This window comes from Bacillus coreaensis (assembly GCF_050586445.1).
GTDB lineage: Bacteria > Bacillota > Bacilli > Bacillales > Cytobacillaceae > Robertmurraya_A > Robertmurraya_A coreaensis.
The window spans coordinates 366,411-389,669 of record NZ_JBOCCY010000002.1; the positions used below are offsets into that span (position 1 = coordinate 366,411).

The window sequence follows — 23,259 nt, forward strand, 5'->3', positions numbered from 1 at the left end:
ACTATTCGGAGGTGCTTATTTAAAATGGCAGTAAAAATTCGTTTAAAGCGTATGGGAGCAAAAAAATCTCCTTTTTATCGTATTGTAGTAGCAGATTCTCGTTCACCACGTGATGGACGTTTCATTGAAACAGTTGGAACTTACAACCCAGTTGCTGAGCCAGCAATCGTTGATATCAACGAAGACTTAGCATTAAAGTGGTTACAAGACGGTGCGAAGCCATCTGACACAGTTCGTAACTTGTTCTCTAAACAAGGCCTTATGGAAAAATTCCATAATGCAAAATTAAGCAAGTAATCTGCAGATAATGAGAGAGCTCATCGAAACCATTGTCAAGGCGCTTGTTGATCTTCCAGACGAAGTTCGTGTAACCGAGCTAGAAGAAGCCGAAAAAATTACTTATCAGCTAGCTGTTCACAAAACAGATATGGGGAAAGTAATCGGAAAACAAGGCCGTGTTGCAAAAGCTATTCGAACTGTTGTCTATTCAGCAGGAGCATCACAGCAGAAGAAAGTCTACCTAGAAATTATTGAATAAATGCTACTGAAGAAGGAGGGGACAACCCTCCTTTTTTCGTAGTTATTTCTGAAGGGAGATGCGGTCCATGAACATTCTTCAAACCGTCGTGGTAAAGCAAGTATTAACGGAAACTAGCAAACAAGTATTGCTAAGCAAGTTTGAACTTGAGAAAAGCCAACTTCAGAAGGAATCAGAACAGCTTCGTTTTGAAATGAGGAAGCTTGAAAAATCTAAGAAAATGACCGTGAACACATTTAAGAATCGATTCGAAAATGAGATTCATACAAGATTAGAAAAGATTAAGCTGCTTGATTTTAAAATAGAACAATTACATATGCTACCTTTAGGAAGCGAATTAAAGGAAAAGGAATGCCAAGCAATCGTAGAAGTAAATGTAGGTGACGCTTGGGAGGATATTCAGACTGAAAAAACGATTATCATCAAGGACGGAATCGTTGATGAAATTCGGTAGTTTGAGGTGAAGATGATATGGAAAAATGGTTTAATGTTGGAAAGATTGTAAATACGCATGGGATCAAAGGGGAAGTCCGAGTGATATCTCAAACTGACTTTGCTGATGAAAGGTACAAACCAGGTAATCACGTTTATTTGTTTATGCCTAACTCAACGGAGCCAATTAAGCTGACTGTTGAGTCCCATCGAAAGCACAAATCATTTGATTTATTAACCTTTAATGGTTACCCGAATATGAATGATGTGGAGCCGATGAAGGGTGGAGTTCTGAAGATCACAGAGGAGCAACAAGGTGAGCTAGAGGAAAACGAATTTTACTTCCACCAAATTATTGGCTGTCTCGTGTTCACTACAAAAGGGGAAGAAATTGGAAAGATTCGAGAGATCCTAACACCTGGAGCAAATGATGTATGGGTCATAAAGGGCAAAGGTGGAAAAGAAATTCTCATTCCTTATATCGAGCAGATTGTAAAAAAGGTGGATGTGAAGGAAAAGATCGTTTTAATTGAGCCAATGGAAGGGCTGCTATCATGATGAACATAGATGTACTAACCCTGTTTCCTGAAATGTTCCATGGGGTGTTAGGACAATCGATCTTAAAAAAAGCGGTGGAACAGCAGTCTGCCCGGTACAATATTGTCAATTTTCGAGAGTTTGCTGATAATAAGCACCAGACGGTGGATGATTACCCCTATGGCGGGGGAGCAGGAATGGTCTTGAAGCCGCAACCGATCTTTGATGCCGTTAAGAGTTGTCAAGAACACGCCAAAACGACGAAGCCACCACGTGTGGTGTTACTGTGTCCACAAGGTGAGCGTTATAACCAAAAGAAGGCGGAGGAGCTATCAAAGGAAGAGCATCTTATCTTTGTGTGCGGCCATTACGAAGGATATGACGAGCGCATTAGGCAGCATGTAGTGACAGATGAAATCTCAATTGGTGATTTTGTATTAACGGGTGGAGAGCTTGGTGCCATGGTTATTATTGATAGTGTAGTTCGTCTGCTTCCGAACGTACTAGGGAAAGAAGAATCCCATTTACAAGATTCTTTTAGCACAGGTTTATTAGAGCATCCTCATTATACGAGACCAGCTGATTTTCGCGGGTTAAAAGTTCCAGAAGTATTAACGTCAGGAAATCATCGCTTAATAGATGAATGGAGAGAGAAAGAGTCTCTTAAGCGGACGTTTGAAAGACGTCCAGATTTATTAGAGACATTTGACCTTACAGAAAAGCAGAAAAAATGGTTGCTAGAGTTTGAAAATCAAAAGAAATAGTATTGAAGTTCATTAATATATATGTTATGATATTTTTTGTGACTGTGACAAATAGTTCAGTCTTATAACGATGTTCCGCTGCAATCAGTATATGCTTCAGTAATGCATGAGCGTCTGTTGGAAGGAGTTGAAAACGATGCAAAAATTAATCGAAGAAATCACAAAAGAACAACTTCGCGCTGATCTTCCTGCTTTCCGTCCTGGTGATACTGTACGTGTACACGTTAAAGTTATCGAGGGTACTCGTGAGCGTGTTCAGGTGTATGAAGGTGTTGTGATTAAGCGTCGTGGTGGTGGAATTAGCGAAACTTTCACAGTACGTAAAGTTTCTTATGGTGTAGGTGTTGAGCGTACATTCCCAGTACACACACCAAAAATTGCGAAGCTTGAAGTGATCCGTCGCGGTAAAGTACGCCGTGCGAAACTTTATTACCTACGTAACCTACGTGGTAAAAAGGCTCGTATTAAAGAAATCCGATAAAAAAGAAAAGCGACCGTTTCATGATAAATGGACAGTTGCTGGACAAATGCGAAAGGAGCTTGTCATACAAGCTCCTTTTTCGTAGTCTATCTAGGAGTTATTACGTGTATAATAAATACCGATACTGTAAAATAAAGCTGAACGGCGAGAGATAAATGAAAAGAACAGTGATTGGTGGGATGCGTTATGGCAAAGAGCAAAAATGAACTATGGGAATGGACAAAGGCACTAATCATTGCGGTGTTATTAGCAGCAATTATTCGTTATTTCTTATTTGCACCGATAGTCGTGGACGGGTTATCCATGATGCCGACATTACAAGATCAAGACCGTATGATTGTGAATAAATTTAGCTATCAAATTGGGGAACCAGAACGCTTTGATATTATCGTGTTCCATGCCCCTGAAAATAAAGACTACATAAAAAGAGTGATTGGTTTACCAGGAGATAAAATTGAATACAAGGATGATACACTTTATGTAAATGGGAAAGCTTATGAGGAGCCGTACCTAGATGAATTTAAAAAGCAAGTAGTAGATGGTCCTTTAACTGAGCCCTTTACATTAGAAGAAATTATCGGACAAGAAACCGTGCCTGATGGACACTTATTTGTGATGGGAGATAACCGAAGATTCAGTAAAGATAGTCGTCATATTGGAACCGTCCCAATGGAGAAGGTTCTAGGAAATACGAGCGTGATTTACTGGCCGATTGAAGACGTGAAAATAGTGAAATAGAAGGAGGGCTGCACCCATGACGATTCAATGGTTTCCGGGGCATATGGCAAAAGCACGAAGGCAGGTCACGGAGAAGCTAAAACTTGTTGACATCATATTCGAATTAGTGGATGCAAGAATACCGTATTCTTCTAGAAATCCAATGATAGATGAAATTATTCAGCACAAGCCAAGGTTAGTGCTGCTAAATAAGGCGGATATGGCAGATCCAAGGATTACAAAAGACTGGATTCAGTTTTTTGACAAAAAAGGAATAAAGGCACTGGCGATTAATTCTCAGGCTGGAGTGGGGATGAAAGAAATAGTCTCCGCATCCGAATTAATTTTAAAAGAAAAATTTGATCGTATGAAAGCAAAAGGTGTTGTGAGACCAAGAGCGATTCGAGCAATGATTGTCGGGATTCCAAATGCAGGGAAATCGACGCTTATCAATCGACTAGCGAAAAAGAACATTGCAAAGACTGGGAATACACCAGGTGTAACAAAAGCCCAACAGTGGATCAAAGTAGGCAAAGAGTTAGAACTCTTAGATACACCGGGTATATTATGGCCAAAATTCGAGGATCAAGAAGTAGGATCAAAGCTTGCTCTAACAGGGGCCATAAAAGATACAATTCTTAATTTGCAGGATATATGTGTATATGCACTTCGTTTCTTAGAACGTGAATATCCAGAGCGCTTGAAGGAACGTTTTCAGCTTGAATATATCCCTGAGGATATAGTGGACTTCTTCGATCAAATTGGAAAGCGTAGAGGCTGTCTCATGGGCGGTGGCGAGGTAGATTATGACAAGGTAGCTGAATTAGTTATCCGAGAGTTTCGCTCTGAGCTATTTGGTCCTATTACGCTAGAAAGACCATCAGACCTTGTTACAAGTAATTTAGAAGAGTAAATGGGAAGCCTTCTTTTCGAAGAAGGCTTTATTTTTTTTATAATATACCGATATAAAAGATATAAGTAGTGAAGGGACGTACTTGTTTTGAACAGATTAACGATTGATGAAATTCAAACAAAGATAGAAACCGTTGAGGATGAAAGAGACCCTTTTCTTATTGATATTCAAAAAGATAGTAGAAAGGGCGTACAGCAATTAGTAAAGAAGTGGATGCAAAAAAAAGCGTTGCTCGAGCAGGCGAGGCTTAAGTTAATCACAATGAGTGAATATGAGAGATTATATAAAAGTCAAGGTTTTACTTATATCGCAGGAATCGATGAGGTTGGAAGGGGCCCGCTTGCAGGTCCAGTCGTTGCTGCGGCAGTTATTTTACCAGACGACTTTGAAATTTTAGGAATTGATGATTCAAAAAAATTGACGGAAACCAAGCGTGAGGAGCTTTATGAATTAATCCGTACAGCTGCTGTCTCCATCGGTGTGGGAATTATTGAAGCAAAGGAAATTGATGAAATCAATATTTATGAGGCAACTAAAAAGGCGATGTATGCGGCCTTAAATGAATTACATATCAGTCCTGATTTCCTATTAGTGGATGCCATGAAGCTAACGGCCCCAGTCCCATCTGAAGCCATTATTAAAGGGGATAGCAAAAGCATTTCTATTGCTGCTGCTAGCATTGTTGCAAAAGTCACAAGAGATCGAATGATGAAAGAAATTGCCTTAAGTTACCCAGAATACCGATTTGAACAAAATATGGGGTACGGAACAAAGGAACATGTTGAAGCGTTACAACTTTATGGTGCCACTCCGCATCACAGAAGATCGTTCGCACCTGTTAAAGAGTTAAACAATCGATAAACTAGAGAGGAGGAACTCACTTGATACAAGCCGATCTTGTTCAAACAATGATTAATCGGCCGCACTCTATAGAGGGAAACAAACAAAATTTTCAGGCTGGACAAGTATTTCAAGGAAAGGTATTGAAGCTTTTTCCTAATCAAACTGCAGAAGTACAAGTGGGTTCTCAAAAGGTAATCGCACAGTTAGAAATCCCGCTTACAGCAGGGGAACGATATTGGTTTCAAGTACAACAAGGAGAAGGACAGGTTCATCTTAAGGTACTTACGGAAGGAAAAGGGACAGGGAATGCCAATTTAGAAGGACTATTAAAGCAGTTCTCCATCCCTGAAACAAAAACGAGTTCCGCGATATTACGTTTTTTTCTTAGTGAGCAGCTTCCTATCACAAAAGAATCCATTTCTATGGCAAACAGCTTATTTCAAGGGAAAACAATGACGAAGGAGGACTTGGAGGCAATTAAGCAGTTGATCAGTCGGGAACTGCCTTTAACAAAGGCGACGATTGAGGCAATGAGATCGACGATAAAAAGCCCTCCGTTTCATGCGGTCATAACATCTCTCAAAAATGAGCTAGACGCTCTAGGTACCCTGCCACAAACAGGGGGACGTTTAAAAGAGGCGATAGAACCGTATATTCAAACAAGGAAAGAAAAGCTTTCTGCTCAAGTGCTACAAGAGATTGTTAGAGGGTGGACTCAGGCGAAGGACCCGTTCGCCTCACAACAGTCATTGAAAGCGTTGCAGCAAATGGGTTTCCTACCTATTGAGGATGAACAAAACATCTTGCATCAAGCTGCTAAAAGGCTAACAGGACTTTCAGCAGGCAAAGAACAGGTTCAGTTACCTGGAATGGATTCAACGGCAAAACAAGTTTCGGCACTGATAGCAGCAGGAAATACAAAAGATGTATCAACAGTATTGAAAAACTGGATCGGTGGGATCCTCAAGGATTCTAGTGTAAGCAATCAAACGATAAAGCAACTGTTCAACTTGTTATCACCAAATATGGATTCGGCCACATTTGACGAAGGAGTTTCCTCCCTAGTGAGTAAGGAAGGAATAGAAGCTAATAAAGCTTTTAATAAAGAAGTGACACAGCAGTTGCAAACGGTACTTTCACAGGTAGAAAGTGAGCCAGTAGAAGAATTTAAATCATTGTTAAAATCAGGCATACAAACGCTAGGACTTTCTCATGAATCTGAGTCATTTGATATGATAAAAGGAAAAGTATCAGATGAAGGTTCAAAAGTGGAGAATGTGAAATCATTATTGATTCAATTATTAAATGAAGATATTCCGACCAAGGTAAAGGATTCAGCAGAAGCTTTATTGAACCGGTTAACAGGGATACAACTCATGTCGTCGGATACAACTCCAGTCCAGCAAATTGTCATGCAGATTCCACTTGCTTTAATGAATAAGCAAACTGATCTTACTATTCAGTGGAATGGTAGAAAGGACGCCAATGGGAAGATTGATCCAAACTATTGTCGTGTCCTCTTTTACTTAGATTTAGAGAACATGAATGAGACGATCATCGATATGCAAATTCAGAATCGAATCATGAAAATTACAATTATCAATGATCATGAAAATATTAAACAACTTTCTGCCCCCTATTTAGCAAGTTTAAAAGATAGCTTACAAAAGCTAGATTACCAGCTTTCGAATGTTAGCTTTCAAACCCAGGCTGATAGAGTTGCTGTTAAAACGAAAAAAGCAAGCATTTCTAGTCCATTGACCTCATCTTATAGTGGAGTGGATATAAAGATATGATAGTTGAAAAACATAAAAGAAAAGAAGCGGTTGCCTTAAGTTATGAAGCAACAAAAAGTGAAGCGCCAAAGGTGATTGCGAAAGGAAAAGGAATAGTAGCTGATAATATTCTAGAGAAGGCAAAAGAGAATAATATTCCAATCCAAGAAGACCCAACGTTAATTGAGTTACTAAGTAAATTAAATATAAATGACAGCATCCCAGAAGAGCTGTATCAAGTAGTGGCCGAAGTGTTTGCATTTGTTTATCGTACAGATAAAGAAGTAGGAAAAAGTAAATCTTAAATCCTACTTCTTTTATTTTTTTATTTCTGAATAATTTAATATTTTGTGTGAAATAGTAGACAAGGTATGTGTTGTTATATAAAATGAAAGCGCAGTCTTGTTTTTTAAGATATAAAATGACCAAAGGGAAAAATGAAAGCAGGCAGGATTGCAGGAAAAAGTGTAGAATATCTTTATTGCTGCAATAGCCAAAAGCAAGATTAAAAGGAGGATGGGAAATGAATATCCATGAGTACCAAGGGAAAGAAATCCTCAGAAAATACGGGGTTGCTGTTCCAAATGGGAAGGTAGCATTTACAGTTGAAGAAGCGGTGGAAGCTGCAAAGGAACTTGGAACACAAGTTTGTGTAGTAAAAGCCCAAATCCATGCAGGTGGACGTGGAAAAGCAGGTGGGGTTAAGGTTGCCAAAAACTTGGATGAAGTCCGTACATATGCGAGCGAAATTCTCGGAAAAACACTCATCACTCACCAAACTGGTCCTGAAGGCAAAGAAGTAAAGCGTCTATTAATTGAAGAAGGCTGTGACATTAAGAAAGAGTACTATATTGGTTTAGTACTAGACCGTGCCACTTCACGTGTTGTATTAATGGCTTCAGAAGAAGGTGGTACAGAAATCGAGGAGGTAGCAGAAAAAACTCCTGAGAAGATCTTCAAAGAAGTGATTGACCCGGTAGTTGGGTTAACAGGCTACCAAGCTCGTCGTATTGCATTTAATATTAATATTCCAAAAGAATTAGTAAATAAAGCAGTTAAGTTTATGATGGGCTTATACCAAGCATTTGTTGAAAAAGATTGCTCGATCGCCGAAATTAACCCGCTTGTTGTAACAGGTGATGGAAATGTAATGGCGTTAGACGCAAAGTTAAATTTTGATTCAAATGCATTATACCGTCAAAAAGACGTGTTAGAGTATCGTGACCTTGACGAGGAAGATGCAAAGGAAATTGAGGCATCCAAATACGACCTAAGCTATATTTCTTTAGACGGAAACATTGGCTGTATGGTTAATGGTGCTGGTCTTGCTATGGCTACAATGGACATCGTAAAGCATTACGGTGGAGATCCTGCAAACTTCCTTGATGTTGGGGGCGGAGCAACAGCTGAAAAGGTAACAGAAGCATTCAAAATCATCCTTTCTGATAAAAATGTAAAAGGTATTTTTGTAAATATCTTTGGCGGAATTATGAAGTGTGACGTTATTGCTACTGGTGTTGTAGAAGCTGCTAAGCAGGTTGGTCTAAACGTACCTTTAGTTGTTCGTTTGGAAGGAACAAATGTTGAACTTGGTAAGAAAATTCTTGCTGAATCAGATATCAACATTATTGCTGCTGAATCTATGGCTGACGGCGCACAAAAAATCGTTTCATTAGTATAAGGAAGGGGAATTGACGTGAGCGTATTTATTAATAAAGATACTAAAGTGATAGTTCAAGGGATTACTGGTTCGACAGCCCTTTTCCATACAAAACAAATGTTAGAATATGGTACGCAAATTGTTGCTGGGGTAACACCTGGTAAAGGTGGTACAGAGGTAGAGGGTGTACCTGTATTTAACACGGTTGCAGATGCTGTAAAAGCTACTGGAGCGAATGCTTCTGTTATTTACGTGCCTGCACCATTTGCTGCTGATGCCATTTTAGAAGCGGTTGATGCTGATCTTGATTTAGCGATTTGTATCACTGAGCATATTCCAGTATTAGATATGGTAAAAGTAAAACGCTACATGGAAGGGAAAAAGACTCGCCTAGTTGGTCCTAACTGCCCAGGTGTTATTACTCCTGATGAGTGTAAGATTGGTATTATGCCAGGATATATTCATACAAAGGGCCATGTTGGCGTGGTATCACGTTCTGGAACCCTTACGTACGAAGCGGTTCATCAATTATCACAAGCAGGTATTGGCCAATCTTCAGCAGTTGGTATTGGTGGGGACCCTGTTAACGGAACAAACTTCATCGATGTATTAAAAGCATTTAATGAAGACCCAGAAACCTATGCCGTAATAATGATCGGTGAAATTGGTGGAACTGCTGAAGAAGAAGCAGCAGAGTGGGTAAAAGCAAACATGACTAAGCCGGTAGTTGGTTTCATCGGTGGTCGTACTGCCCCTCCAGGAAAGCGTATGGGCCATGCTGGTGCGATTATTTCTGGTGGAAAAGGAACAGCTGATGAAAAGATTCGTGTGATGAATGAGTGCGGAATTCAAGTGGCTGATACACCTTCAGTTATGGGTGAAACTTTAATAAAAGTATTAAAAGAAAAAGATCTTTACGATCAATGTAAAACTCACTAAAAATTCAAATAGTCCCTCTTTTTAGAGGGGCTATTTGTGATATTATTAAAATACTATTTATAAAGGAGGTATTTATTTTGGAATCTTTTTCATTGCGATTGTGCCATTTGCTTCATTGTCGTGGCATAGGCTGGAAAATGGTTTACTATATTTTAAAAAATGATCCCGAGTTGAAAGAATTATATTCCCCAACTTTCCTCTATCAAGTCCATGAAATCCCTTCATCTATCATTCAACCTTTAATCGAAGATCTTCATTCACCAGCTTTACTGGAACAAATACGCCATTATCAACAAAATGATATTGAGATTATTACTTACTTTGATTCTGCGTATCCTGAATTATTAAAGGAAACATATCAGCCTCCATGGGTATTGTATGCTAAGGGAGATATCTCTCTGCTTGGGAAGCAAACCAAGCTTGCTGTCGTCGGCTCTAGACAAGCAACAGAGTATGGAAAAAGAGCAATAGATCGGTTATTTCCACCGCTGATTGAAAAGGGAATTATTATCGTTAGTGGATTAGCCTTAGGTGTTGATACGCTTGCGCATGAAGCAGCTATTCGGTTGGGAGGGAAAACGATAGCGGTCATTGCCGGTGGTATCTATCATATATATCCACAAACGAATCAGAAGCTTGCTCTTAGTATTATGAAAAACCATCTAATGATCTCCGAATATCCCCCTAATACGACTCCTTCACGGTGGCAATTTCCAATGAGAAATAGAATTATTAGTGGCGTTTCAAAAGGCACCTTTATAATAGAAGCAAAAAGAAAAAGCGGCTCGTTAATCACCGCGAATTTTGCCGTTCATGAAGGACGAGAGGTGTTTGCCTTGCCAGGAAATATTTTTAGTCAGCATTCGACAGGAACGAATGATCTTATTCAGCAAGGAGCAAAGCTGGTTAGAAGCCATGAAGACATACTAAATGAATTATTTTATGCATAATGTTTGTAATTCGGATGAACTTCACATATGATGACAAAAAGGTATGGAAAAGAGAAATGTCATCGATTTACCATACTTTTTCACCAATTTTTTATATATTTTTATGAAAAAGGTTGAAATATCGCTCAAACTGTTATACATTTTGCAACAGTAGTTCGAAAATAAGGATACAAATTTTAAATTTAACAGGCTGAAACCGTTTACGTTATATTTGACAAGTTTCAATAAATAGTTTAATAATAATGAATATTTACAATAAACATTCAATCAGTAAAGTTTTTATATAATCCCTCTTGAGGAGGACAATAGATGTCGGAGTTTTTAGTAATCGTTGAGTCGCCAGCAAAGGCGAAGACGATCGAAAGATACTTAGGAAAAAAATATAAAGTTAAGGCGTCGATGGGGCATGTTCGCGATCTTCCCAAAAGTCAGATGGGAGTGGATGTGGAACATGAGTTCGAACCAAAGTATATTACTATACGCGGAAAAGGCCCGGTTCTAAAGGAATTAAAAACCGCAGCAAAAAAAGCAAAGAAAATCTATTTAGCGGCTGACCCGGATCGTGAAGGGGAAGCGATAGCTTGGCATTTAGCTCATACGCTTGATGTGGACATCCATTCGGATTGCCGAGTAGTTTTTAATGAAATTACGAAAGATGCGATTAAAGAGTCTTTTAAGCATCCAAGACCAATTAACATGGATTTAGTAGACGCCCAGCAAGCACGTAGAATTTTAGACCGTTTGGTTGGCTATAATATTAGTCCGTTGTTTTGGAAAAAGGTAAAAAAAGGGCTTAGCGCAGGTCGAGTTCAATCAGTAGCTGTACGTTTAATTATTGACCGAGAAAACGAAATTAAAGAGTTCATTCCTGAAGAATATTGGACGATTGAAGGCGAATTTTTAAAGGGAACAACAGGTTTTGAAGCTGACTTCTATGGTATAGAAAATAAGCGAATGGAGCTAAAATCAGAAGAAGAGGTAAAGGCGATTTTAGCAAAAATGAATGGGAATAAATTCGAAGTAACCTCTGTGACCAAAAAAGAACGTAAAAGAAATCCAGCGGTTCCTTTTACTACCTCTTCTCTTCAGCAAGAGGCTGCTAGAAAATTAAACTTCCGAGCAAAAAAGACAATGATGCTAGCCCAACAGCTGTACGAAGGGATCAATTTAGGAAAAGAAGGCACCGTCGGGTTAATTACATACATGAGAACAGATTCAACTAGAATTTCTGAAGTAGCTCAAACAGAAGCAAGTCAGTATATTGAGTCAACTTACGGCACCAATTTTTTACCAGAGGAAAAGCGTAAAGAAAAAAAAGGTGCAAACACTCAAGATGCTCATGAAGCGATCAGACCAACAAGTACGCTACGTGACCCTGCTAGTATGAAAGAATTCTTGTCACGAGATCAATTGAGGCTTTATAAGTTAATTTGGGAGCGTTTTGTATCTAGCCAAATGGCCCCGGCTGTGATGGACACGATGAGTGTGGACTTGAAAAATGGAGAGGTAATCTTTAGAGCAACCGGATCAAAGGTTAAGTTTCCAGGTTTTATGAAGGTGTACGTTGAAGGAACAGATGATCAAACAGAGGACAAGAACAAAATGCTGCCTGATTTAAAGGAAGGCGATACGGTCCTCAAAAAGGACATAGAACCGAAACAACACTTTACCCAACCACCTCCAAGATATACGGAAGCTAGATTAGTTAAGACGTTGGAGGAACTAGGAATTGGTCGACCATCGACATTTGCTCCAACATTAGATACTATTCAAAAACGTGGATATGTTACTCTTGATAATAAACGATTTATTCCAACAGAACTTGGAGAGATCGTGCATGAACTCATGGTAGAATTCTTCCCAGATATCTTAGATGTCGAGTTTACCGCAAAAATGGAACAGGATTTAGATAATGTTGAAGAAGGAAAAACAAAATGGGTACGGATCATCGATGAGTTTTATCGAGGTTTTGAAAAGCATTTAGAAAAGGCCGAAAAAGAAATGGAGCAGGTTGAAATTAAAGATGAGCCTGCTGGTGAGGATTGTGAGCAGTGTGGACATGAGATGGTCTATAAAATGGGCCGTTACGGAAAGTTCATGGCATGCAGCAATTTTCCGGATTGTCGTAACACAAAAGCAATCGTAAAGGATATCGGTGTAAAATGTCCAAATTGTAAGACTGGAAATATAATAGAAAGAAAAAGTAAAAAGCGTCGAATTTTCTATGGCTGTGATACATTCCCAGAATGTGATTTTATCTCATGGGATAAACCGCTGCCTAGAAATTGCCCGAAATGTGAATCACTATTGATTGAGAAGAAGCTTAAAAAAGGTGTCCAAGTTCAATGCATTGGTTGTGACTACAAGGAAGAGCCACAAAGCTAAGAGTGAGCACTATGCTCACTCTTTTTATTGCGTAAAAGCACTTTCGCTTTCAAAACTTAAAACGTGAAACTTTATACTTTTTCATACGTAGTGTAAAATGCAGAAGGAATATGGAGAAACTAATACAAAAAAAAGATACATACGAGCTATTGGAGGTTCATAAAATGATAGATGCAACAGTGAATGTTATTGGAGCAGGTTTAGCTGGAAGCGAAGCAGCTTGGCAACTTGCAAAAAGAGGGATAAAGGTTCGCTTGTACGAAATGAGGCCAGTGAAGCAAACTCCAGCACATCATACAGATAAATTTGCTGAGTTGGTTTGTAGTAACTCCCTTCGTGCTAATAATTTAACAAATGCAGTCGGGGTCCTGAAGGAAGAAATGCGAAAGTTAGACTCTGTTATTATCGCTTCTGCGGATGCTTGTGCAGTGCCAGCAGGTGGAGCGCTTGCAGTGGATCGTCATGAATTTGCAGCACATGTAACAGATAAAGTAAAAAATCATCCTAATGTAACTGTCATTAATGAAGAAATTACAGAAATCCCAGAGGGACCTACTGTCATAGCGACTGGACCTTTAACAAGTCCTGCACTTTCAACTAAGCTCCAAGAATTAACGGGTGAAGAATATTTATACTTCTATGACGCTGCAGCACCAATCATTGAAAAAGACAGTATTGATATGGATAAGGTGTATTTAAAATCCCGTTACGATAAAGGGGAGGCAGCTTATCTAAATTGTCCGATGACCGAAGAAGAGTTTGATCGCTTTTACGAAGCACTTGTTACAGCAGAAACAGTTCCTTTGAAAGAGTTTGAAAAGGAGATTTTCTTTGAAGGCTGTATGCCGATTGAGGTAATGGCTAGCAGAGGTAAGAAAACGATGCTATTTGGTCCGATGAAGCCAGTTGGTCTTGAGGATCCCAAAACAGGGAAGCGTCCATTTGCTGTTGTTCAGCTGAGACAAGATGACGCTGCAGGTACACTTTATAATATTGTTGGATTTCAGACACATTTGAAGTGGGGACCTCAAAAAGAAGTCCTTTCATTAATCCCTGGTTTAGAAAATGCTGAAATCGTAAGGTATGGTGTGATGCACCGTAATACCTTTATTAATTCACCTAAAGTACTAGAACCTACGTATCAATTCAAAAATCGTAAGGATTTATTCTTTGCTGGTCAAATGACAGGGGTAGAGGGCTATGTGGAGTCTGCAGCAAGTGGATTAGTTGCTGGACTAAATGCAGCCAAACTTGTGCAAGGTGAAGAGCTGATTGTGTTCCCTCAGGAAACAGCAATCGGAAGTATGGCAAGATATATTACGAATGCAAGCGCAAAGAATTTTCAGCCGATGAATGCAAACTTTGGTTTGTTCCCGGATTTACCGACTAAAATCCGAGGGAAAAAGGAAAGAGCTGAGCAACATGCTAATCGGGCTTTAGAAACAATTCAGAACTTTGTGAAAAATTTGTAAATTGCTTGCAAGGGTTTGTGAAGTGTGATACGATTTAGTAGCCTTTGTGAGGTGACGAATATTGTCAGAAGATGTGAACGTTTCAGCAAAGTTATTTTTTGAATATTTACAAATAGAAAGAAATTATTCACAATATACAATTGAGCATTATCAAGTTGATGTTAGGGATTTTACTCTTTTTATGAGGGAGCAATCGTTAGCAAATTATGCTGATGTCGAGTACTCCGATGTTAGGCTATATTTAACGAAGCTTTTTGAAAAGAACTTGTCTAGAAAATCTGTCGCAAGAAAAATATCTAGTATGAGAAGCTTTTACCGGTTTTTATTAAGAGATAATCTTCTAAAGAATAATCCTTTTGCACAAGTGATTATGCCTAAGCAAGAAAAGAGATTGCCCGACTTTTTTTATGAAGAGGAGCTTAAAGCTTTATTTTCGAGTTGTGAAGTTGATACTCCTATCGGACAAAGGGATCTTGCTTTGTTAGAAATTTTATATGCTACAGGAATGCGCGTTAGTGAATGCTGTCAGCTCCGTTTAAAAGATATTGATTTATACATTGGAACGGTACTTGTTCATGGGAAGGGCCAAAAGGATCGATATATTCCATTTGGTAGCTTTGCTCAAGAGGCTATTGATACATATATCAACAACGGCAGAAAAGCACTTCTTGGAGAAAAGCATTCACATGATTCCGTATTTGTTAACTTTCGTGGAGAACCACTTACAACAAACGGAGTTAGACATATACTCGATCGAATGATAAAAAAATCATCTTTAAACGGGTCCATCCATCCGCATAAGCTAAGACACTCCTTTGCGACACATCTCCTAAATAATGGAGCAGATATGAGGAGTGTACAAGAACTTTTAGGGCATTCGTTCTTGTCTTCTACACAAATTTATTCACATGTTACAAATGATTACTTGCGAAAAACATATATGGCCCACCACCCCCGGGCTTAAGCTTTAGGAGGAGTAATATGACGCAATTTCATGCAACAACTATTTTTGCTGTTCGTCATAATGGTCAATGTGCCATGTCTGGAGATGGTCAAGTAACCTTCGGCAATGCTGTCGTGATGAAGCACACAGCTCGTAAGGTTAGAAAGTTATTTAACGGCAGAGTACTAGCAGGATTTGCCGGCTCTGTTGCTGATGCTTTTACCCTTTTTGAGATGTTTGAAAGTAAGTTAGAGGAGTATAATGGCAATCTGCAACGGGCATCTGTTGAACTTGCGAAACAGTGGCGAAGCGATAAAGTACTTCGACGTCTTGAAGCGATGCTAATTGTAATGAACGACACGGATATGCTATTGGTCTCTGGTACGGGAGAGATCATTGAACCAGATGATGGAATCCTTGCAATTGGATCAGGTGGTAATTATGCACTATCTGCGGGAAGAGCATTAAAGAAGTATTCTGGAGAGCATCTAACGGCAAAGGAAATCGCAAAGGCTTCCCTTGAAATTGCCGCTGAAATTTGCGTATATACAAATCACAATATTATCGTTGAAGAGCTTTAGGAGGGATCGAATGGTCACTAAAGGGACAAATCTAACCCCACGTCAGATTGTTGAACGATTGGATCAGTATATCATTGGGCAGAAGGATGCAAAGAAAGCAGTAGCGGTTGCTCTGAGAAATCGTTACCGACGTAGTTTGCTTGACGAAAGTTTAAGGGATGAAGTCAATCCTAAGAATATATTAATGATTGGACCAACGGGTGTTGGAAAGACAGAAATCGCTAGGCGAATGGCAAAGCTCGTCTCAGCTCCGTTTGTAAAAGTAGAAGCTACGAAGTTTACGGAAGTGGGCTACGTGGGTCGTGATGTTGAATCCATGGTAAGAGATCTCGTTGAAACATCAGTTAGGCTTGTAAAAGAAGAAAAGATGCAAAAAGTGAAAGAGCGAGCAGAGGAAAATGCAAATAAACGCTTAGTTGACATGTTGGTACCTTCTGCGAAAAAATCAACAGGCTATAAAAATCCTTTAGAGATGCTATTCGGTGGAGGTGGTGCACAGGAACAAGAACCAACACCTACTGAAGACATGAATATCGTTGAAAAAAGGAAGGTTGTTGCTGAAAAGCTTTCTAAGGGTGAGCTTGAAAATGAAATGGTTTCTGTTGAAGTGGAAGAACAGCAGCCATCTATGTTTGATATGCTTCAAGGTTCAGGCATGGAGCAAATGGGAATGAACATGCAAGATGCTCTAAGTGGCTTAATGCCAAAAAAACGAAAAAAACGGAAGCTTTCGGTTCGTGATGCTAGAAAGGTGTTAACGAATGAAGAGGCCGCAAAGCTGATAGATATGGATGAAGTCACGTCAGAAGCTGTGTTCCGTGCTGAGCAAACAGGAATCATCTTTATTGATGAAATTGATAAAATTGCTAGTAAAAACGGAGGCGGATCGTCGGCGGATGTATCTCGAGAGGGAGTACAACGAGATATTCTTCCGGTTGTTGAAGGTTCAACGGTTGTTACGAAGTATGGATCAGTGAAAACAGACCATATTCTATTTATGGCTGCTGGTGCTTTCCATATCGCCAAGCCGTCTGATTTAATACCAGAGCTTCAAGGTCGTTTTCCGATTAGAGTAGAATTAACAAAGCTAACGGTAGACGATTTTTATAAAATACTAATTGAACCTGACAATGCACTAATAAAGCAATATCAAGCATTGTTAGTGACTGAAGGTATAGAAATTGAATTTTCTGACGATGCTATTCGTAAGATTGCAGAAGTTGCTTATGACGTAAATCAAAATACGGATAACATTGGTGCAAGAAGGTTGCATACCATCTTAGAAAAGCTTCTAGAGGACTTGTCCTTCGAGGCACCGGATATCACAATGGAAAAAATCACAATCACACCACAATACGTAGAAGAGAAACTCGGTCCTATTTCACGTAATAAAGACTTAAGTCAATTTATTTTGTAATACATGGGTTTGATTCCCTCGTGATGGGGGAATCAAACGTATATTATGTTACACATAACAATTTAATACATATGCAGAATTCATAGTAAGTGCTACTGCAATGGTTTTAGCTAATTAGGAGGAAGAACAAATGGATTTACTGTCAAAAACAAGAAAGATTAATGCCTTACTTCAAAAGGCAGCAGGAAAACCGGTTAACTTTAAAGAAATGTCAGAAACACTAAGTGAAGTGATCGAAGCAAATATTTTTATCGTAAGTCGCCGTGGAAAATTATTAGGCTTTGCGGTAAATCAACAAATTGAAAACGAGCGTATTAAAAAAATGCTTGAAGATCGTCAATTCCCTGAAGAGTACACAAACAACCTATTTAACATCAATGAAACCTCACCTAACTTAGATGTAAATAGTGAGTACACAGCATTCCCAGTGGAAAACAAAGACTTATTTAAAAATGGTTTAACGACGATCGTTCCTATCATCGGCGGAGGAGAAAGACTAGGGACATTAATCCTAGCTAGAACTCAAGAACAATTCCATGATGATGACCTAATTCTGGCTGAGTATGGCTCAACAGTAGTAGGAATGGAGATATTAAGAGAAAAGGCAGAAGAAATTGAAGAAGAAGCTAGAAGCAAAGCAGTAGTACAAATGGCAATTAGCTCGTTATCTTATAGTGAGCTAGAAGCAATTGAGCATATTTTTGAAGAGCTTAGTGGAAAAGAAGGGTTATTAGTTGCTTCAAAAATTGCGGATCGTGTAGGAATTACAAGATCTGTGATTGTTAATGCACTAAGAAAACTAGAAAGTGCTGGTGTTATTGAATCACGTTCTTTAGGTATGAAAGGAACATATATTAAAGTACTAAACGACAAGTTTTTAGTTGAACTAAGTAAATTAAAATCAAACTAATGAAAAACTCCTTATTTCGATAAGAAATAAGGAGTTTTTTTTTATGGTACATTTCGACAAAAATCTACTTTTTCTTTACAATAAAAATGCGTTCCCTTATGCTAAATACACGATTACAAATATAAGACATTCTAACTAGTTCATTTTTCTTAGTAGATAAATGGATCTGACGAACTGAATAAATGACAAAAATATGTACATGATTCCAATCTTTTCAGTGTTTTGCTTATAGGTCAATTCGATTAAAATAGGACTTATAGATTAAGTATTTCGCCCTTATTGAGATAGACATCCTATATGCGATTCATTAAAATTAGTAGTATGATTGTTTTGCAGAATCCGACGTAAAACTACAAGTTTCTGCACCAATCAACAAAATATATATATTTATATATGAGGTGGAGAACTTGAAGCTCTTTTCAAATACAATTAATACGCTTGAAAATGCGTTGAATTATTCTTCTACAAAACAAAAAGTGATAGCACAAAATATATCTAACGCTGATACTCCAGGGTATAAGGCTAAAAATGTTAGCTTTAAGTCAGAACTTAATGATGCGATATCGACTGTGACGGGGAAACAAACGAACAGCAAGCATATGGCCATTCAAAGCTCAGGACAAGCGGGAGTAACGATATCTACGGATCGTACTACATCATACAACCACACGGGAAACAATGTGGATATTGATAAAGAAATGTCAGACCTTGCAACCAATCAAATTTATTATAATGCCATGATCGAACGAATTAGCGGAAAGTTTAACTCGCTACAAACTGTCATAAAAGGAGGAAGATAATCATGTCGATTTTCCATAGCATCAATACTTCTGCTTCTGCTTTAACCGCACAAAGATTGCGCATGGATGTTATCTCTTCTAATATGGCTAACGTAGACACAGCGGGTTACAGAAGGAAATCAGTTGTGCTTCAACCGAAGGAGGGAAACTTTTCTTCGTTTATGAGTCAGGCTATGTCAAAACAAACGACAGGTGCTGGGAACGGTGTGAAAGTATCAAAAATTGTTGAGGACACAGATACTCCTTTTAAACTTGTGTATGACCCTGAACATCCTGATGCGGATGAAAATGGCTACGTCGAACTACCGAATGTTGATCCACTCCGTGAAATGGTGGATTTGATTAGCGCGACTAGATCTTATGAAGCAAACGTGACTGTAATGAATGCATCTAAAGGAATGCTTATGAAAGCATTAGAGATCGGTAAATAAAAGGAGAATAAATAATGACTATATCTATTCCGTCTGTATCTAAAGTTTTTCAATCAAATGCAGCAGTTTCTGCTCCATCTACTACACCATACGAAGCACAAAAGAGTTTTGCGTCCGTATTAAAGGATTCAATTGAAAAAGTTAATTCAGCACAGAATCAATCAGATGTGATGACAGAAAAATTGGCCAGAGGTGAAAATATAGATCTTCACCAAGTGATGATTGCAAGCCAAAAAGCAAGCATCACCATGTCAGCAACGATTGAAGTGAGAAATAAAGTAATTGAAGCATATCAAGAAGTAATGAGAATGCAAGTTTAATAGCTTTTGTGTTGGAAAGGTGCTATAGGAACCTTTTGGCATGACACACTGAACCGGAGGAACGTGATGAACCAATTGCAGAAACAATTACATGCAATAAAAGAATATTGGACAAGTCGTTCTAAAAAGCAAAAAATGTTCTTTGTGGGCGGTTTAGTGTCTTTAGTGACACTGATTTCATTAGTAACGTTTTTTGCAACTAGAACGACTTTAGAACCTTTATATAGTAATTTATCCGCAGCTGAAACAGGGGCTATTAAAGAAAGCTTAGATGCAAGAGGAATCGTGTCTGAGATTGCTGATAATGGAACGACGATATTGGTGCCAAAAGAGAGCATTGATACGTTGAAGGTTGAGCTTGCAGCGGAAGGTATACCTAATTCAGGAAGCATTGATTATTCGTTTTTCAGTCAAAATGCTGGAATCGGAATGACAGAGAATGAGTTCAATGTGATGAAGCTTGATGCGATGCAAACAGAGTTAGCGAATTTAATGAAGGGTATAGAAGGGATTAATGATGCGAAGGTTATGATTAATCTTCCAGAGAAAGGGATCTTTGTAACAGATGCATCAGAAGCGGCCAGTGCTTCTATTGTACTGAACACGAAACCTGGTTATGAATTTGAGGAAAGTCAGATCAAAGCGTTGTACCATCTAGTATCAAAGAGTGTTCCCAATCTCCCTACAGATAATATCGTCATTACGAACCAAAACTTTGAGTACTTTGACTTAAATAATGAAGAAAATTCTTCAGGTTCTACTTTTGCTGCTCAAAATGATATCAAAAAACAGATTGAACGTGATGTCCAACGCCAAGTACAAAGTATGCTTGGTACCATAATGGGACAAGACAAAGTAGCAGTGATTGTTACTGCAGATGTGGACTTTACACAGGAAAATCGTGAAGAAAATCTTGTTACTCCTGTAGATGAGGAGAATATGGAAGGTATTGCGGCAAGCGCACAAAAAATCACAGAAACCTTTACTGGTGACGCAGCGGATGTTGGTGGTGAACCAGTGACTGAAGATGCAGCAGACTCTCTTGGGACAGGTTACCTTGAGGGTGCAACTGGAACTGGTGATTATGAAAGAATTGAAGAGACAATCAACTATGAAGTGAATAAAATTCGTAAAGAAATTGTTGAGAGTCCTTATAAAATTAGAGACTTAGGTATCCAAGTAATGGTAGAACCTCCTACAGCGGATGATCCTACAACATTACCTCAAGAACGTGTGGATGATATTAAGCAAATGCTAGCTTCAATCGTTCGTACCTCTATAGATAAAACAACCGTTGATGGAGAACTAACGGATGAGGCAATTCAGGACAAGATTCTAGTATCGGTTCAACCATTTAACGGCAAGGTAGAGTTTGAAGATACTCAAACGGCTTCTATTCCATGGTGGATATACGCGATCGGTGGAGTCCTTCTAGCTACTATCATCGTGTTAATTATTCTATTTATGCGTTCAAGAAAGAAGAAGTCACAAGTGGAAGAAGCTGTGGCATTTGATAATTACACACCTATTTCTATTCGTGACCTTGATGAAGACAAGGAAGAAACAGAAGGATCGTTGAGAAAGAAACAGCTAGAAAAAATGGCGAAAGAAAAGCCAGAGGATTTCGCAAAACTATTGCGTTCATGGATTGCTGAAGACTAGGAGGAGTGAGTGAAGGTGGCAAAAAGAGATCAAAAGGAATTAACAGGTAAACAAAAAGCAGCCATTCTTCTCATTTCACTTGGGCCGGATGTGTCTGCATCAGTATATAAACACTTAAGTGAAGAAGAGATAGAAAAATTAACGTTAGAAATTTCTGGAGTAAAGAAAGTGGAATCTACCGCTAAAGAAGAGATTTTAGAGGAATTTCATAATATCGCTCTAGCACAGGATTATATATCACAAGGTGGTATCGGATATGCAAAAACGGTTCTTGAAAAAGCGCTTGGGACTGAACAGGCAGCTGTTATCATTAACCGTTTAACTTCATCCCTTCAAGTTCGACCTTTTGACTTTGCTAGGAAAGCTGATCCAGGACAAATTTTTAATTTTATACAAAATGAACATCCACAGACTATTGCACTTATTTTATCTTATTTGGATTCGGCCCAAGCAGGTCAAATTTTATCTGAGCTTCCTCAGGAAGTTCAAGCTGATATTGCAAGAAGAATTGCGGTAATGGATAGTACATCTCCAGAAATTATCAATGAAGTTGAGCAAATTTTGGAGCGAAAGCTTTCTGCATCTGTGACACAGGACTATACGCAAACGGGCGGTATTGAGGCTGTTGTGGAAGTGTTAAACGGAGTCGACCGTGCAACCGAAAGAACGATCCTAGATGCACTCGAAATTCAAGACCCGGAATTAGCGGAAGAAATTAAGAAAAGAATGTTTGTATTTGAAGATATTGTTACACTCGATAGCCGTGCCATTCAAAGGATTATTCGTGACTGTGATAATGAAGATCTAAAGCTGTCTCTAAAAGTATCAAGCGACGAAGTCAAGGACATCGTGTTTGGGAATATGTCCAAACGTATGGTTGAAAGCTTTAAGGATGAAATGGAATTTATGGGACCAGTTCGTCTTCGTGATGTAGAGGAAGCACAGTCAAGAATCGTTGCCATCATTCGTCGTTTAGAGGAAGCAGGAGAAATTGTGGTTGCTCGAGGCGGAGGTGACGATATCATTGTCTAGGCTGATTAAATCAACGTGGGTTCCACAAGAATTTACCAACGAAAACAAAGTAATTTCGATTAAAGCAATCAAGAATTACTCCGATGAAAAAGAAGAAGAATCCTCTTTTCTAAGTTACCAAGAGAGAGAGAGAATACTTGCAGCAGCGCAAAGTGAAGCGGACAGAATCGTTCAAGATGCTAGAGAATATGAAGCTCAAATTCGCGAACAAATGGAGCAAGAGAAACAATCGTTTCAACTGGAGTTACAAGCGCTGGCTGAACAAGCCCAAACTTCAGGTTTTATGCAAGGCCATGAAGAAGGAAAACAGATTGGATATAATGAAGCACAAGCCATCATAGAGCAAGCGAAGGAAACGGTTACCTTGTCAAAGTACGACTATGAGAAGAAGATTGATTCAAGCGAACGTACGATTCTGTCTCTTGCCCTTAAGGTCGCTGAAAAAATTATAGCTGATACACTAACAGGAGATTCGGAGCAGTTTTTACCGATAGTGAAAAAAGCATTAAAAGAAGCAAGAGAATATCGTGAAATTCAGCTTCATGTTCATCCATCACACTACGAATTTTTACTTGTCCAAAAGGAAGATTTAATTCGAATCTTTCCAAAGGAGACGGAACTATATATTTTTCCAGATAGTGAGCTAACAGAACAGAGCTGTATTATAGAATCTGCAAATGGTCGAATTGATGCAAGTGTGGATCAGCAGCTCGATGAAATCAAAAGAAAACTTTACGAACTATTGGAGAGTGAATAG

26 protein-coding genes are annotated in these 23,259 nt (G+C 38.8%); all 26 read left to right on the forward strand.

Features of this window, described 5'->3' with window-relative positions:
• Window positions 1-24: 24 nt before the first annotated feature.
• The 26 genes from rpsP to fliH all read left to right on the forward strand — a co-directional run bounded on the left by rpsP (window position 25) and on the right by fliH (window position 23,259).
• Window positions 25-297, forward strand: coding sequence for a 30S ribosomal protein S16 (gene rpsP / locus ACQ5H4_RS05020; protein ID WP_066053190.1), 273 nt, complete (start codon window positions 25-27; stop codon window positions 295-297).
• A gap of 10 nt (window positions 298-307) precedes the next feature.
• Entirely contained in the window at window positions 308-538 is a 231-nt protein-coding gene (locus ACQ5H4_RS05025) for a KH domain-containing protein (RefSeq protein ID WP_430773887.1), read from the forward strand.
• Between the two features lie 67 nt (window positions 539-605).
• On the forward strand, window positions 606-992 hold the full coding sequence (locus ACQ5H4_RS05030; RefSeq protein ID WP_430773888.1) for a YlqD family protein: 387 nt from the start codon (window positions 606-608) through the stop codon (window positions 990-992).
• A 17-nt stretch (window positions 993-1,009) separates the two neighbouring features.
• Window positions 1,010-1,528 (forward strand): ribosome maturation factor RimM, encoded by a 519-nt coding sequence (gene rimM, locus ACQ5H4_RS05035; RefSeq protein ID WP_430773889.1) that lies wholly within the window; start codon window positions 1,010-1,012, stop codon window positions 1,526-1,528.
• On the forward strand, window positions 1,525-2,271 hold the full coding sequence (trmD, locus tag ACQ5H4_RS05040; protein WP_430773890.1) for a tRNA (guanosine(37)-N1)-methyltransferase TrmD: 747 nt from the start codon (window positions 1,525-1,527) through the stop codon (window positions 2,269-2,271). Before rimM ends, trmD begins: the two co-directional genes overlap by 4 nt.
• Window positions 2,272-2,407: 136 nt before the next feature.
• On the forward strand, window positions 2,408-2,752 hold the full coding sequence (gene rplS, locus ACQ5H4_RS05045; protein ID WP_430773891.1) for a 50S ribosomal protein L19: 345 nt from the start codon (window positions 2,408-2,410) through the stop codon (window positions 2,750-2,752).
• A gap of 186 nt (window positions 2,753-2,938) precedes the next feature.
• Window positions 2,939-3,490 (forward strand): signal peptidase I, encoded by a 552-nt coding sequence (gene lepB, locus ACQ5H4_RS05050; RefSeq protein WP_430773892.1) that lies wholly within the window; start codon window positions 2,939-2,941, stop codon window positions 3,488-3,490.
• Window positions 3,491-3,506: 16 nt separating this feature from the next.
• On the forward strand, window positions 3,507-4,382 hold the full coding sequence (ylqF, locus tag ACQ5H4_RS05055) for a ribosome biogenesis GTPase YlqF (protein WP_430773893.1): 876 nt from the start codon (window positions 3,507-3,509) through the stop codon (window positions 4,380-4,382).
• A gap of 87 nt (window positions 4,383-4,469) precedes the next feature.
• Window positions 4,470-5,243, forward strand: coding sequence for a ribonuclease HII (rnhB, locus tag ACQ5H4_RS05060; protein ID WP_430773894.1), 774 nt, complete (start codon window positions 4,470-4,472; stop codon window positions 5,241-5,243).
• Window positions 5,244-5,263: 20 nt separating this feature from the next.
• Window positions 5,264-7,021, forward strand: a complete 1,758-nt coding sequence (locus tag ACQ5H4_RS05065) for a hypothetical protein (protein WP_430773895.1) — start codon at window positions 5,264-5,266, stop codon at window positions 7,019-7,021.
• Window positions 7,018-7,305, forward strand: coding sequence for a FlhB-like flagellar biosynthesis protein (locus ACQ5H4_RS05070; protein WP_430773896.1), 288 nt, complete (start codon window positions 7,018-7,020; stop codon window positions 7,303-7,305). The genes ACQ5H4_RS05065 and ACQ5H4_RS05070 overlap by 4 nt, the downstream gene beginning before the upstream one ends.
• A gap of 218 nt (window positions 7,306-7,523) precedes the next feature.
• Window positions 7,524-8,681: an ADP-forming succinate--CoA ligase subunit beta gene (gene sucC, locus ACQ5H4_RS05075; RefSeq protein WP_430773897.1), complete on the forward strand. Its 1,158-nt coding sequence runs from the start codon at window positions 7,524-7,526 to the stop codon at window positions 8,679-8,681.
• Window positions 8,682-8,696: 15 nt separating this feature from the next.
• Entirely contained in the window at window positions 8,697-9,599 is a 903-nt protein-coding gene (sucD, locus tag ACQ5H4_RS05080) for a succinate--CoA ligase subunit alpha (protein ID WP_430773898.1), read from the forward strand.
• A gap of 77 nt (window positions 9,600-9,676) precedes the next feature.
• Window positions 9,677-10,549 carry a DNA-processing protein DprA gene (gene dprA, locus ACQ5H4_RS05085; RefSeq protein WP_430773899.1) on the forward strand — a complete coding sequence of 291 codons (873 nt, stop codon included), beginning with the start codon at window positions 9,677-9,679 and terminating at the stop codon, window positions 10,547-10,549.
• A gap of 309 nt (window positions 10,550-10,858) precedes the next feature.
• On the forward strand, window positions 10,859-12,934 hold the full coding sequence (gene topA / locus ACQ5H4_RS05090) for a type I DNA topoisomerase (protein WP_430773900.1): 2,076 nt from the start codon (window positions 10,859-10,861) through the stop codon (window positions 12,932-12,934).
• A 164-nt stretch (window positions 12,935-13,098) separates the two neighbouring features.
• A complete protein-coding gene (gene trmFO / locus ACQ5H4_RS05095; protein WP_430773901.1) occupies window positions 13,099-14,406 on the forward strand; it encodes an FADH(2)-oxidizing methylenetetrahydrofolate--tRNA-(uracil(54)-C(5))-methyltransferase TrmFO in 1,308 nt (435 codons plus the stop codon).
• Window positions 14,407-14,467: 61 nt separating this feature from the next.
• Window positions 14,468-15,370, forward strand: a complete 903-nt coding sequence (gene xerC, locus ACQ5H4_RS05100; protein ID WP_430773902.1) for a tyrosine recombinase XerC — start codon at window positions 14,468-14,470, stop codon at window positions 15,368-15,370.
• A 17-nt stretch (window positions 15,371-15,387) separates the two neighbouring features.
• Window positions 15,388-15,930: an ATP-dependent protease subunit HslV gene (gene hslV, locus ACQ5H4_RS05105; RefSeq protein ID WP_160545606.1), complete on the forward strand. Its 543-nt coding sequence runs from the start codon at window positions 15,388-15,390 to the stop codon at window positions 15,928-15,930.
• Between the two features lie 10 nt (window positions 15,931-15,940).
• Window positions 15,941-17,347, forward strand: coding sequence for an ATP-dependent protease ATPase subunit HslU (hslU, locus tag ACQ5H4_RS05110; protein ID WP_430773903.1), 1,407 nt, complete (start codon window positions 15,941-15,943; stop codon window positions 17,345-17,347).
• Between the two features lie 130 nt (window positions 17,348-17,477).
• A complete protein-coding gene (gene codY / locus ACQ5H4_RS05115) occupies window positions 17,478-18,257 on the forward strand; it encodes a GTP-sensing pleiotropic transcriptional regulator CodY (RefSeq protein WP_251515732.1) in 780 nt (259 codons plus the stop codon).
• Between the two features lie 407 nt (window positions 18,258-18,664).
• On the forward strand, window positions 18,665-19,057 hold the full coding sequence (gene flgB / locus ACQ5H4_RS05120; RefSeq protein ID WP_160545603.1) for a flagellar basal body rod protein FlgB: 393 nt from the start codon (window positions 18,665-18,667) through the stop codon (window positions 19,055-19,057).
• Between the two features lie 2 nt (window positions 19,058-19,059).
• Window positions 19,060-19,488, forward strand: a complete 429-nt coding sequence (flgC, locus tag ACQ5H4_RS05125; RefSeq protein ID WP_430773904.1) for a flagellar basal body rod protein FlgC — start codon at window positions 19,060-19,062, stop codon at window positions 19,486-19,488.
• 14 nt (window positions 19,489-19,502) lie between these two features.
• Window positions 19,503-19,808 carry a flagellar hook-basal body complex protein FliE gene (fliE, locus tag ACQ5H4_RS05130; RefSeq protein ID WP_430773905.1) on the forward strand — a complete coding sequence of 102 codons (306 nt, stop codon included), beginning with the start codon at window positions 19,503-19,505 and terminating at the stop codon, window positions 19,806-19,808.
• Window positions 19,809-19,874: 66 nt separating this feature from the next.
• Window positions 19,875-21,470 (forward strand): flagellar basal-body MS-ring/collar protein FliF, encoded by a 1,596-nt coding sequence (gene fliF / locus ACQ5H4_RS05135; RefSeq protein ID WP_430773906.1) that lies wholly within the window; start codon window positions 19,875-19,877, stop codon window positions 21,468-21,470.
• Between the two features lie 15 nt (window positions 21,471-21,485).
• Window positions 21,486-22,502, forward strand: a complete 1,017-nt coding sequence (gene fliG, locus ACQ5H4_RS05140; protein WP_340903197.1) for a flagellar motor switch protein FliG — start codon at window positions 21,486-21,488, stop codon at window positions 22,500-22,502.
• Window positions 22,495-23,259 (forward strand): flagellar assembly protein FliH, encoded by a 765-nt coding sequence (fliH, locus tag ACQ5H4_RS05145; RefSeq protein WP_430773907.1) that lies wholly within the window; start codon window positions 22,495-22,497, stop codon window positions 23,257-23,259. Before fliG ends, fliH begins: the two co-directional genes overlap by 8 nt.

Excerpts from the sequence above, each read along its gene's own strand:
- rpsP (WP_066053190.1), top strand. The coding sequence starts at position 25 with ATGGCAGTAAAAATTCGTTTAAAGCGTATGGGAGCAAAAAAATCTCCT.
- ACQ5H4_RS05025 (WP_430773887.1), top strand. The coding sequence starts at position 308 with ATGAGAGAGCTCATCGAAACCATTGTCAAGGCGCTTGTTGATCTTCCA.
- ACQ5H4_RS05030 (WP_430773888.1), top strand. The coding sequence starts at position 606 with ATGAACATTCTTCAAACCGTCGTGGTAAAGCAAGTATTAACGGAAACT.
- rimM (WP_430773889.1), top strand. The coding sequence starts at position 1,010 with ATGGAAAAATGGTTTAATGTTGGAAAGATTGTAAATACGCATGGGATC.
- trmD (WP_430773890.1), top strand. The coding sequence starts at position 1,525 with ATGATGAACATAGATGTACTAACCCTGTTTCCTGAAATGTTCCATGGG.
- rplS (WP_430773891.1), top strand. The coding sequence starts at position 2,408 with ATGCAAAAATTAATCGAAGAAATCACAAAAGAACAACTTCGCGCTGAT.
- lepB (WP_430773892.1), top strand. The coding sequence starts at position 2,939 with ATGGCAAAGAGCAAAAATGAACTATGGGAATGGACAAAGGCACTAATC.
- ylqF (WP_430773893.1), top strand. The coding sequence starts at position 3,507 with ATGACGATTCAATGGTTTCCGGGGCATATGGCAAAAGCACGAAGGCAG.
- ACQ5H4_RS05070 (WP_430773896.1), top strand. The coding sequence starts at position 7,018 with ATGATAGTTGAAAAACATAAAAGAAAAGAAGCGGTTGCCTTAAGTTAT.
- sucC (WP_430773897.1), top strand. The coding sequence starts at position 7,524 with ATGAATATCCATGAGTACCAAGGGAAAGAAATCCTCAGAAAATACGGG.
- topA (WP_430773900.1), top strand. The coding sequence starts at position 10,859 with ATGTCGGAGTTTTTAGTAATCGTTGAGTCGCCAGCAAAGGCGAAGACG.
- trmFO (WP_430773901.1), top strand. The coding sequence starts at position 13,099 with ATGATAGATGCAACAGTGAATGTTATTGGAGCAGGTTTAGCTGGAAGC.
- hslV (WP_160545606.1), top strand. The coding sequence starts at position 15,388 with ATGACGCAATTTCATGCAACAACTATTTTTGCTGTTCGTCATAATGGT.
- hslU (WP_430773903.1), top strand. The coding sequence starts at position 15,941 with ATGGTCACTAAAGGGACAAATCTAACCCCACGTCAGATTGTTGAACGA.
- codY (WP_251515732.1), top strand. The coding sequence starts at position 17,478 with ATGGATTTACTGTCAAAAACAAGAAAGATTAATGCCTTACTTCAAAAG.
- flgC (WP_430773904.1), top strand. The coding sequence starts at position 19,060 with ATGTCGATTTTCCATAGCATCAATACTTCTGCTTCTGCTTTAACCGCA.
- fliE (WP_430773905.1), top strand. The coding sequence starts at position 19,503 with ATGACTATATCTATTCCGTCTGTATCTAAAGTTTTTCAATCAAATGCA.
- fliF (WP_430773906.1), top strand. The coding sequence starts at position 19,875 with ATGAACCAATTGCAGAAACAATTACATGCAATAAAAGAATATTGGACA.